Raw genomic sequence first — 11,575 nt, forward strand, 5'->3', positions numbered from 1 at the left:
TTTTCTAATTGAAAATGATCTTACTGCTGTTTTTTTAGGGATTTATGTCCCAGCCTGTATTTTATTTTTGACGTTCATCAATCGATGTGTGTATTTGTTCGTCAGTTGGTTTAGTCGTGTGTGTTTCTGTAGATGTTGTATTATTAGAAGCTAAATCATTATCATCTTGTGAATTTAATGATTCGGATTTGTTCTTTTTGCTACTTTTTTTATCCTTTTTAACTTGAGACACATTGACTGGTTCTCCGTTGCGAATAAAGTATTGAACAACACCTAAAGTATTTAAGTAATGTATTATAATAGTGATAATTGCCACTAGTATGATTATAGCAATATGAATGTTATAAGCCAGTGTTTGTGACATATTTTGTAATAAATAGATATCCAACGATGATATAAGTGATATGATGAGTGCGATTAAGTTAATCAATAACACACCTACAAAAAATTTAAACCACGTTTTTTGTCCATTCGCAATTCCTTTAAAACCGTCTTCTAATGAGGCAATAGCTGTTTTATTACGGTCTTGAGTAAATTGTACAGTACTGTTTATCATAGGTATTAATACAATCCACAATAGAATTGAAATAATAAATGAAACAAAAACAAATGTTACAATTTGAATAATCAATAACGTATTTTGACTCTGAATTTCTAAAGGTTTAATTAATTCTCCAACAATTTTGAAGAGATATTTTAAAAGAAATGCATGTATCCAAGTTAAAGCGATATATAGTATTAAACTGATGATACCGAGTAAAATACTAGAAATGTATTTGCCACCTTTAAATGAAACAAGTAAATCTGAAAAGCCAAATTTTTGCTTTTTAATAGATTTTGATATGACATTAATAGAACCAGCTAGTAGTTGATATCCAACAAGAAGGAATATAATCGCTATAACAACCAAAACAATGATATTAATCGTCTGTAATTGCTCCTGTAATTGTTGAGGATCAACATTACCTTTTTGTATCAAAGTCTCTTGCATGTCATTACTAACTTTACTTAGATATAGTTTTGGAAGAAATTGACAAAGCACAAAGAGAATTAACACATTGATCATTGCAAAAACAAATGTTAACAACCAATGTGACTTTGTATTTTTGATTGCTAATTTATGAAATTTAAACAAAATGAAGCACTCCTTTACGTTAATATAAATACAATATCAAAATTCGAAAAAATTTTAAATGAATATCTAACATATTATGACATTAAGTGTTAGAATATGCTAATAAATGAACTAATGAAAGGAGATATCATCATGAAAATTGCAATTATAACCGATGTGCATGGAAATTATGATGCGCTAGAAACTGTTTTGGATGATATTGATCGTAGAGAAGATGTTGATAAAATTATAAACTTAGGTGACAATATTGGAATTGGTCACGAGACAAACAAAGTATTAGACAGCATCTTTGAACGTGAAGACATGGAGATGATTGCAGGCAATCATGATGAAGCGGTGATGTCAATAGTTAATGGCACACCTTATCCGGAAGACTTAAAAGATAAATTTTATGAACATCATCAGTGGATTGAAAGTCATCTTGACGAAGAGTATCATGAGGTATTAAATCAGCTTCCACGATTTATTGAACAAACCATCTGTGGTAAAAAAATGCTATTTATTCATTATGAAATTGATAATAGTAAATTAAATACTACAATCGATGGACAACCTTTTAGTCCTATAGTTGAACCAAGTGCACAAAATATGTCAACGCTTTTCCAAGATAAAGATGCTGATGTAATTGTTTTTGGACATAATCATACGTTACATTTATTTGATGATAAGAAAAAACTGTACTTTAATCCAGGCTCTGTTGGTCTTAATAATGGTGCTTATGCCGTATATGGCATTCTGACAATTACTGATAGTGAATTCTCGGTGGAAAGAATCAAATTACCTTATGATAATGAAGAATTTCTTTTAGGATTTAGTGAAAAGCATGTTCCAGCAAAACAATTAATATTTGATAAATTTCTTTAAAAATAAAGCTATCGTAGTTCCTAGTAAAGAAAGGATACGATAGCTTTTCAATTTAATGCTGGTGTACGTGAGCATGTGAATGATGAAGTCCTGTACATAATGTGGACGTGTCATGTTTATGTTTAGGTGTTTCTAACTGTATGGTCATGTGATGAACATTTAAATGTGATAAGTCATGTTCGATACGTTCGAGTAGTAATTCACATTGCTCTACAGTAAGGGCTTCACTTACTACGGCATGGCAGCTCAATGCATTCATATCATTTGAAATCGTCCAAACATGATAATCGTGAACATTTTGAACTTGACCATGTTGTGTAATAGTTTGAATTATTGCTTCTAAATCAACATCTGTTGGTGTTCCTTCCATCAAGATATTAAGCGATGATTTGGTAATGCCGAAAGCACTTTTTAAAATTAATAGTGAAACAATAATACTTGCTATAGGATCAGCCAGTGTAAAATCAAATAACCATATTAGGATAGCAGCAACGATAGCACCTAATGAGCCCAGTAAATCACCAAGCACATGAATAAAGGCACCACGCATATTTAAATTATGATGCGTATCACCACTTTTAAACATAATTGCTGCGACTATGATATTAACAAGTAATCCCATTACACTGATAACAAACATTTCAGTTGACTGTACTTCTGGTGGTGCGAAGAAACGTTTAATTGCTTCTATAATAATGAGTGCACTTATAATAAATAGAGTTACACCATTAAATAATGCCGCTAACACTTCAAAACGTTTATAGCCAAAGGTTTTTGAAGTTGTAGCATTTTTTTCTGCATAGATAAAAGCAATAAGTGCTATGCCTAGTGAGATGGTATCACTGAACATATGGATTCCATCTGAGAGCAAAGCTAAGCTATTAGCGAGATAACCTCCGATAATTTCAATCAACATAAATGAGCCAATGATTAAAAACGAAATAAGTAATACTTTTTTGTTATTTGTGTGTACATGACCGTGGACATGGTCATGATGATGTTGATGTGTGTGATTAGTCATGATAAGATCCACCTTCTTTTGGATGATTTGCATGATGAATGGCTTGTTTTAACAACGTAGCGACATGTTGGTCATCAAGAGAATAAATCATAGATTGACCAGCACGCTTGGCCTTAACAAGGTGAGTTTGCTTCAACAATTTTAATTGATGAGAAACATTAGATTGGCTCATATTTAGCGTATGTGAAATATGGCCAACACTTGCTTCACCTTCTTGAAGTAATTCCATAATTCGAATACGATTTATATCACTTAATGCTTTAAAAATTTGGGTTACACGAGTAAGCGTATCGAAATCAGAACGATGTGATGGCATATGAGTCATATCCTTTCTATATTTATTAATATATGTTCATATATTAATATAACTTTTTCTCATTGTTTGGTCAACTCATTCAAGAAAGTTAATGTTTGCCAGTTAAATGTAAGTGGTAAAATACAAATTAGCATTTCAAAAGGAGGACGTTATTATGGCTATTTTATTAATTGGTGCAAACGGTGGCGTTGGTAGTCAACTAGTTAAACAATTTAAAGCACAAAATGAAGATTTTACAGCCGGTGTTCGAAAAGAAGAACAAGTTTCTAAATTACAAGATGAAGGAATTCAAGCAATACAAATTGATGTTGAAAAAGATGATATTGATACGTTAATACAAACGTTTAAACAATTTGATACTATCATTTTCTCAGTAGGTAGTGGTGGTAGTACAGGAGCAGATAAAACCATTATTGTCGACTTAGACGGTGCAATAAAAACAATGATTGCTAGTAAAGAAGCAAAAATAAATCATTATGTAATGGTCTCAACATATGATTCACGTCGTCAAGCATTCGATGCTTCGGGTGATTTAAAGCCATATACCATAGCTAAGCATTATGCAGATTATTACTTAAGAGCATCAGGTCTAAACTATACAATCGTCCATCCTGGTGTGTTGACCAATGATGCTGGCACAGGACAGATTGATGCAGGTTTATATTTTGAAGGTAAAAATGCTATTCCTAGAGAAGATGTTGCGCGCGTGCTTAACGAAGTATCGACAAGTAATCAATATATGAATCAAGAATTTCAAATTATTGCAGGTGATAAATCGATTACAGAAGCGTTAGCTAGCTATAGACAGAAATAATTAACAAGTTAAATCAAATAATAAGAAGCTGGTCATATATTCACTCATGATACCAGCTTCTTTTTTTATAAAAGCATGATTACATTTTGCATTTATATTGTATTTTGCATGAAAAAGTAAAGCGCTTGCAATATTGTAAATAACGCAATTACTGTCAAATGTGATACAATCACTAGTGTTAAGTTAGCTATGTTATTATAAACTTAAGTAACGATAATAAATTTGAACTTTAAATGGCTAAATTAGCTTTTATAATAGACATAAATTTTGAAGAGGGGGGCTATGATGCCACTATTTTTAGAGCCAATATTTCACGAAAAGATTTGGGGTGGTGATAAACTCGAATCATTCGGTTATCACCTACCAGACAAACCAATAGGTGAATGTTGGTGTATCTCAGCTCACTCAAATGGTAAAAGTAAAATCTTAAATGGACAATATGCTGGTCAAACATTAGACCAAGTATGGACAGAGCATCGAGAATTATTTGGTGATTTTCCCAGTAAAGAATTCCCATTATTATGTAAAATAGTTGATGCAACGGCCCCGTTATCTATTCATGTGCACCCGGGAGATTCATATGCATATGAACATGAAAATGGACAATATGGTAAATCTGAATGTTTATATATTATAGAAGCAGCTGAACAGGCTGAGATTGTCTTAGGTACGACGGCACAATCACGAGCAGAAATGGCACAGGCCATAGAAGAACAACAAGTGGAAAGTATATTAAAACGTGTTCCTGTGCAAGCTGGTGAATTCTATTTTATTCCTGCAGGTACATTACACTCAATTAGCGCTGGCGTGCTAGCCTATGAAACGATGCAAAATTCAGATATATCGTATAGAATATATGATTTTAAACGTCATCGTCCTAATCAAACAACGCCTTTTCTTAATATAAATAGGGCCTTGGATGTTATAGAATACGGAATTGAAGTACCGAAATTAGTGCCTGAAAGTGAAATTATAGAGAATCATAAATGTTCACATATTGTATCCAGTGATTTCTTTACAATGGTAAAATGGGAAATTTCAGGTACTTTAAACTACATGAAGCCGAGAGAATTTTGTCTAGTATCGGTACTTGACGGTGAGGGCCAGATGATTACTGATGGAGAAATTTATAGAATTCAAAAAGGAAGCCATTTTATATTGACTTCAGAAGATTTAGATAGTGTATTTGAAGGGGATTTCACATTGATTATTAGCTATCTATAAAGAAATTAGTCTGTTTCTTGAATATTGGGAGGTATAAATTTGAAGCAATTTTTATACATTTCATTAGTTTGTGGTGTTATTGCTGGTGCAGGTATCTTTTTTAATGTGCCACATTATCCTACGCGACATATTCCTCAGTTTATTGCGTTGATGGCTGTCATCAGTGCAATATTAACATTAAAAGATCATAAAACAAGTGGATTATTATCATTAGGGGGTGTAATGATAAACTTAATGCCGCTTCTAGCAAGTATTGTGGGTGTTCAGCAATAATAGGAAACAAATAGCAATTAGATGATGAATACTACATCTAATTAGAAAATATTATAAGAGAAAGTCATAAGCATATAGGCTAGTGATTTTCTCTTTTTTAAAATATGGTATTGAATTTTATGTTATATCTAATTGCTAATTTTTATGAAATTACACAAGATTTTTACTTGAAGTATGATAAAATGAAAAGAAATCATAAGAGAAAGTTATTTTTTCTCACAATGAATAATTAGGGTTAGGAGTTTCATAATGACTGAAGCAGTAAATTACTTTTGGCTAAATTGTGGCTATACAAGATGGAATCATAATGAACCATTAATTGGACAAACGACATTATTTGAATCAGGAGCTCAATTTAATCCTTCTCAAGGTTTTAGAGCATTTAAAAAAGCAGAAATTGGCGACAAGGTGATATTTTACCAAGTTCAAACAGATACTGGTTTATTAGGATTAGGTAAAATCACTAGCGTTCAAACAGGAGCTCAAAATAAAATTCGAGTCACTTTTCGATTTGATGAGCTACTAAAACCATTAACGATTGACTTTTTAAAACGCAGTGAAGCATTAGATTATAGAATGAATAATATGAAAGAAACTTTATTTAATCAACTAACTAAAGAGGAATTTGCTCTTATTGTCGCCTTAGGACAAGGCCAAGAAAAATTACCACGCTATTTCTTTTTAGCTGAGTCAGAAGCGTTTGAACCTGGGGAAATTTATACAATATATACACATACCTATAATGGTATTAAACGAAATGGTTACCATTTTTATAATCAATTAGAGGTTGGTGACAACCTAGTATTTTATAATAGAAATAAAAATCAAGCTGTCATTGGTATTGGAGAAGTGACTAAGCATATTCATGAAAAGCCACCCATACCTGGTAGAACGAATAGCACCGCAATCGAAGTGCGCTATGATAAAAATATAACACCAGTGACATTAAGCCAATTAAATAAACATCCAAAGTTAAAGAATTTATACTTTTTACAAGAAAATGCGAAACAGGCAATTGCTAGTATGTCTCAAACTCAATATGATGCCATTATTGATATGAGCAAAAATGATGGTGTAAATAAGCCATTTGAGACAATTAATCAACCTGTACATAGCGAACAAACTAAAGATGAAACGCTTAAACCATTTATCTTACTTGTTGTAGGGCAACATGACGAGGGATTAAAAGCAGCAAATGAATTATTAGATAAGACCAATGCTAATCCAGTCATAACAACTGGACACCCTGATTTTTCTGAAGAAATGTTGTATGGTAAATACTTACCAAATGAAGCAGGTGCATTATATTATCGTGAAGGATTTATTACACATTTAATGCCTAAAAACGATAAAAGTTATTTAGTCATTGATAATTTTAACCGTGTTGATCCAGATATTTTTCAAACGTATATCAATGTGTTGGAAGGCTATGAAGTGACATTGCCACGATATAATAAAGATGGACAAATGATTATATGGTCACGCCAGAAAGATTCATTTAATCATTTTAATCCTAATTGGCATATTATTGGTATTACTTATGATGATATTGATGTAATTAAAGAGAAATATTCAGCTCAATTTTTAAAATATACACGCATTGTTAAAGTAAAACAAGATAAATAAAGTAGTCTTGTTCATGATATAACCTTTTGAAAATATTTTAAGTAGTGACAGTAAAAATAAGATAAAGCTATTCCTTTATGGAATAAGCCTTACAATACAAAATATTGAAATAAATGGAGCCACACTATGACAAAGTAGTGTGGCTCTTAAACTGCAATAATTGATTTTGCCTGTTTCTTAAATGTGTTTTAAGTTGTTTAGCTTGCAACCGAAGAGGAAATAGTAATAATAAAAGTAAGGATGTGAATTTATGCCAATTATTTATTATGATGGAAACTGTGTATATTGCTATAATTACGCAATATGGTTAATACGACATGGTTTATCTAAAAAATATCAATTTGCTACGCTTCAAGGTGAGATAGGGCAACATTTATTCAAACAACATCCAGAAGCACAGCATCAAAATAGTGTTATTCTGCAAGAAGGCCATCATCTTGAGTATCATTCGACTGCAATAGCGACGTTAATTACATCATTAACAACGTTTAAATGGTTAGGCATATTACTAAAATTAGTTCCAAAACCACTTAGAGATTGTGGCTATCATCTTTTTGCGAATAATAGAGATAAAATGTGGAAAACAAAATGGCATCGACCAACATCTTATGAAAAGTCGTTTTTCCTAGATGATAATCAACATATAAAATTGATTAATTGAAAATGATTTTCAATTAAGGGATAATAAGAATAACATATAGCTGAAAATAAGCTTATTCAAAGGTTAGGTATATGAATAAATCTTCAATTTATTTATAATAATTATAAATAAGAGTGTTATTTTGCTTTACAGATTAGAATTATTATAATATAATGATAACATCATTACGATGATATAAGTTAAAAGGAGCGATGAATAATATGGCAAATCAACAAGATGTAGTAAAAGAATTAAATCAACAAGTTGCAAACTGGACGGTGGCTTATACTAAATTACACAATTTCCACTGGTATGTTAAAGGACCAAATTTCTTTTCATTGCATGTTAAATTTGAAGAATTATATAATGAAGCAAGTCAATATGTTGATGATTTAGCTGAACGTATTTTAGCGGTAGGCGGTCATCCTGTAGGAACGTTAAAAGAATGTTTAGATATGTCGATTGTTGAAGAAGCAGGTTTAAATTATTCTGCAGAAGAAATGGTCGAAGCATTTTCTAAAGATTTAACAAATATTTCACAACAACTTGAACAAGCTATTCAAGTGGCTGGAGAAGCTGAAGATGACGTATCAGAAGATATGTTTATCGGCATGCAAACTTCAGTAGATAAACATAACTGGATGTTTAAATCTTATTTAAGTAAATAATTTTAACCATATAATAAACCTTGATACTGTATTACACATGTGATTTTACTAGTGTAATTACAATATCAAGGCTTTTTTTATTCTGCAATTTCTAATGCGACTTCCATCATTTGTGTAAATGAATTTTGTCTTTCTTCCGCAGTTGTTTCTTCTTGTTTGATAATATGGTCGCTTACTGTAAAAATACCTAAAGCTTTTTTACCAGCATAAGTTGCATTAAGGTATAAAGCTGCTGACTCCATTTCGATACCTAAAATACCCATTCTTTTCCATTGATCATTGAAGTGTGGGTTCGCATTGTAAAATGTATCAGACGATAAGATATTACCAACGTGCGAAACTGCACCAAGTTCGTCTGCTTTCTGTTTAGCTTTAGTGATTAAGTCAAAATCAGCAATTGGTGCGAAGTGACCAGGAATTTGATATTGGTCTACATAATTAGAATTTGTTGAAGCGGCTTGTGCAATGATAATGTCATATAAATTGACATTTTCTTGTAGTGCGCCACAAGACCCAATACGAATAATCGTATCTACATTGAAGAAATGATACAACTCATATGAATATATACCTATACTTGGAATCCCCATACCAGATCCCATAACAGAAATTTCTTTACCTTTATAAGTACCTGTATATCCAAACATATTTCTTACTTCATTAAATTGCACTACATTATCTAAGAAGTTTTCGGCTATGTATTTTGCTCTTAATGGATCGCCAGGCATAAGTACTGTTTTGGCGATTTTATGTTCTTTAGGTTGAATATGTGGTGTACCTTTAGACATTTGTTATCTCTCCTCGACTTTCATTCTTAACATAAAGATAACATTTGTTTAACTTTTTTGCGAATTTTTGTACTATAGAAGGGAAGGACAAAATGCCTATTTTTAAAGTTTAAACCATGCTACGAAAACTTTATCGTAGGCGCAAATATTAAACAACAATTTATAGGAGGGCGTTTTAATGGATTATGCAAAATATATAGATCATACCTTATTAAAACCAGAATCAACAAAGGCACAAATTGATAAGTTAATCAAAGAGGCTAAAACATATCACTTTAAATCAGTTTGTGTAAATCCAACTCAAGTGAAGTATGCGGCAGAACAATTACGAGATTCAGATGTATTAGTATGTACCGTGGTTGGCTTTCCATTAGGTGCGAGTACTACAGCAACAAAAACATTTGAAACAGAAGATGCAATAAAAAATGGTGCTTCTGAAATTGACATGGTTATCAATATTGGCGCATTAAAAGATGGGCGTTATGATGATGTGAAAAAAGATATTGAAGGTGTTGTTGGTGCAGCTAATGGGATTTTAGTTAAAGTTATCATTGAAACAATATTATTAACTGATGATGAAAAGGTCAAAGCTTGTGAGATTGCGCGAGCTGCTTGTGCTGATTTTGTTAAAACATCTACTGGTTTTGCTGGTGGTGGTGCAACCGCAGAGGATGTGGCTTTGATGAAGCAAACGGTTGGTAATGAGTTACAAGTTAAAGCTTCAGGTGGGGTACGAAACTTAGCTGATTTCAAAAAAATGATTGAAGCTGGTGCAACTCGAATTGGAGCGAGTGCGGGTGTTGAAATAATAGAAGGTCTTGAGGCTAACACCGATTACTAATGCCAAAATCGCATTATCATAAAAAAGCAAACTAGTCGCTTATTGAAAGGGGATATGGCTATGAGAATGGTCGATATTATAGAAAAGAAACGCGATGGGAAAGAATTAACAACGGATGAGATTAACTTTTTTATTGAGGGCTATACAAAGGGAGATATTCCAGATTATCAAGCTGCAAGTTTAGCAATGGCTATTTTTTTTCAAGATATGACAGAACAAGAACGTGCAGCGTTAACGCTAGCAATGGTACATTCTGGTGATGTGATTGATTTATCCCAAATTAATGGGGTAAAAGTTGACAAACATTCTACAGGTGGCGTAGGCGATACAACAACGCTTGTTTTAGCACCTCTTGTGGCTGCAGTTGGTGTGCCAGTTGCAAAAATGAGTGGGCGTGGCTTAGGTCATACTGGCGGCACAATTGATAAATTAGAATCAGTTGAAGGGTTTCATGTTGAGATCAGTGAAGATGAGTTTATTAAATTGGTCAACGAAGATCGAGTTGCTGTAATTGGACAAACGGGTAACTTAACACCGGCAGACAAAAAGCTATATGCTTTGAGAGATGTGACAGGGACAGTAAACTCTATTCCATTAATCGCGTCTTCGATAATGAGTAAAAAAATTGCTGCAGGTGCAGATGCAATTGTGCTTGATGTTAAAACAGGTAGCGGTGCATTTATGAAAACATTAGAAGATGCTGAACAACTTGCGCATGCCATGGTATCCATCGGCAATCATGTTGGCAGAAAGACGATGGCTATCATTTCAGATATGAGTCAACCGTTAGGCAACGCAATTGGTAATGCTTTAGAATTGCGAGAAGCTATTGAAACATTGAATGGACACGGACCTGAAGATTTAACAGAACTCGTGTTGACGCTTGGTTCTCAAATGGTAGTTTTAGGCCAGCAAGCTGAGACATTAGAAGAAGCACGACGAAAATTAAAACAAGCAATTCAAGATGGAACAGCATTAGCGAAATTCAAGCAGTTTATTGCTAACCAAGGTGGCAATCCACATATCGTAGATCACCCGGAATTATTACCACAAGCGCAATATAAAATAGAATTGCCAGCACAGAAAACAGGAACAATAACTGAGATGATTGCCAATGATATTGGTATTGCATCAATGATGTTAGGTGCTGGTCGTCAGACGAAAGAAGATACAATCGATTTAGGAGTCGGTATAGTATTAAACAAAAAAGTTGGAGACACTGTCAAAGAGGGTGAACCATTATTAACGATTTATAGTAATCAGCCAGATATATTTGATGTAAAGGCTAAACTTTATGATAGTATAGCCATTCAAGATACAGGTCATAAACCAACATTAATTCATAAAATTATTACTGAGTAGGAG

General features: G+C 32.8%; 13 protein-coding genes. 9 read left to right on the top strand and 4 right to left on the bottom strand.

Translation table 11 applies throughout. From position 1 onward, the window contains the following. Positions 1 to 61 precede the first annotated feature (61 nt). Positions 62 to 1,135: a hypothetical protein gene (locus HMPREF2864_RS10600; protein ID WP_002461288.1), complete on the bottom strand. Its 1,074-nt coding sequence runs from the start codon at positions 1,133 to 1,135 to the stop codon at positions 62 to 64. A gap of 132 nt (positions 1,136 to 1,267) precedes the next feature. Here HMPREF2864_RS10600 and HMPREF2864_RS10605 point away from each other — a divergent pair, with 132 nt between their 5' ends. Beyond that, positions 1,268 to 1,999, top strand: coding sequence for a metallophosphoesterase family protein (locus HMPREF2864_RS10605; protein WP_002478934.1), 732 nt, complete (start codon positions 1,268 to 1,270; stop codon positions 1,997 to 1,999). Between the two features lie 52 nt (positions 2,000 to 2,051). Here the strand turns inward: HMPREF2864_RS10605 and czrB are convergent, their stop codons facing one another. Together czrB and HMPREF2864_RS10615 are read right to left on the bottom strand one after the other, a co-directional pair. After that, complete coding sequence (gene czrB / locus HMPREF2864_RS10610; RefSeq protein WP_070544679.1) at positions 2,052 to 3,020, bottom strand: CDF family zinc efflux transporter CzrB; 969 nt, start codon at positions 3,018 to 3,020, stop codon at positions 2,052 to 2,054. Next, the gene (locus tag HMPREF2864_RS10615) at positions 3,013 to 3,336 is read right to left on the bottom strand and encodes an ArsR/SmtB family transcription factor (RefSeq protein ID WP_002461285.1); all 324 of its coding nucleotides are present in this window, start codon (positions 3,334 to 3,336) and stop codon (positions 3,013 to 3,015) included. Before HMPREF2864_RS10615 ends, czrB begins: the two co-directional genes overlap by 8 nt. 154 nt (positions 3,337 to 3,490) lie before the next feature. Here HMPREF2864_RS10615 and HMPREF2864_RS10620 point away from each other — a divergent pair, with 154 nt between their 5' ends. The 6 genes from HMPREF2864_RS10620 to HMPREF2864_RS10645 all read left to right on the top strand — a co-directional run bounded on the left by HMPREF2864_RS10620 (position 3,491) and on the right by HMPREF2864_RS10645 (position 8,581). Further along, on the top strand, positions 3,491 to 4,150 hold the full coding sequence (locus HMPREF2864_RS10620) for an SDR family oxidoreductase (protein WP_070544680.1): 660 nt from the start codon (positions 3,491 to 3,493) through the stop codon (positions 4,148 to 4,150). Between the two features lie 285 nt (positions 4,151 to 4,435). After that, the gene (locus tag HMPREF2864_RS10625; protein ID WP_002478936.1) at positions 4,436 to 5,374 is read left to right on the top strand and encodes a type I phosphomannose isomerase catalytic subunit; all 939 of its coding nucleotides are present in this window, start codon (positions 4,436 to 4,438) and stop codon (positions 5,372 to 5,374) included. A gap of 39 nt (positions 5,375 to 5,413) precedes the next feature. Beyond that, positions 5,414 to 5,647, top strand: a complete 234-nt coding sequence (locus HMPREF2864_RS10630; RefSeq protein ID WP_070544682.1) for a hypothetical protein — start codon at positions 5,414 to 5,416, stop codon at positions 5,645 to 5,647. 249 nt (positions 5,648 to 5,896) lie between these two features. Then, on the top strand, positions 5,897 to 7,273 hold the full coding sequence (locus HMPREF2864_RS10635) for an EVE domain-containing protein (RefSeq protein ID WP_070544683.1): 1,377 nt from the start codon (positions 5,897 to 5,899) through the stop codon (positions 7,271 to 7,273). A gap of 250 nt (positions 7,274 to 7,523) precedes the next feature. Continuing rightward, positions 7,524 to 7,934 (top strand): thiol-disulfide oxidoreductase DCC family protein, encoded by a 411-nt coding sequence (locus HMPREF2864_RS10640; protein ID WP_002461279.1) that lies wholly within the window; start codon positions 7,524 to 7,526, stop codon positions 7,932 to 7,934. A 200-nt stretch (positions 7,935 to 8,134) separates the two neighbouring features. After that, positions 8,135 to 8,581 carry a Dps family protein gene (locus tag HMPREF2864_RS10645; protein WP_002478940.1) on the top strand — a complete coding sequence of 149 codons (447 nt, stop codon included), beginning with the start codon at positions 8,135 to 8,137 and terminating at the stop codon, positions 8,579 to 8,581. Positions 8,582 to 8,658: 77 nt separating this feature from the next. Here HMPREF2864_RS10645 and deoD read toward each other — a convergent pair whose 3' ends face one another. Further along, a complete protein-coding gene (gene deoD, locus HMPREF2864_RS10650; protein ID WP_002461274.1) occupies positions 8,659 to 9,369 on the bottom strand; it encodes a purine-nucleoside phosphorylase in 711 nt (236 codons plus the stop codon). Positions 9,370 to 9,547: 178 nt separating this feature from the next. Here deoD and deoC point away from each other — a divergent pair, with 178 nt between their 5' ends. Both deoC and HMPREF2864_RS10660 read left to right on the top strand, forming a co-directional pair. Then, positions 9,548 to 10,210, top strand: coding sequence for a deoxyribose-phosphate aldolase (deoC, locus tag HMPREF2864_RS10655; protein WP_070544685.1), 663 nt, complete (start codon positions 9,548 to 9,550; stop codon positions 10,208 to 10,210). 60 nt (positions 10,211 to 10,270) lie between these two features. After that, positions 10,271 to 11,572, top strand: a complete 1,302-nt coding sequence (locus HMPREF2864_RS10660; RefSeq protein WP_037543584.1) for a pyrimidine-nucleoside phosphorylase — start codon at positions 10,271 to 10,273, stop codon at positions 11,570 to 11,572. Positions 11,573 to 11,575 lie beyond the last annotated feature (3 nt).

The sequence above is a fragment of the Staphylococcus sp. HMSC059F04 genome (genome assembly GCF_001812565.1).
Taxonomy (GTDB): domain Bacteria; phylum Bacillota; class Bacilli; order Staphylococcales; family Staphylococcaceae; genus Staphylococcus; species Staphylococcus lugdunensis.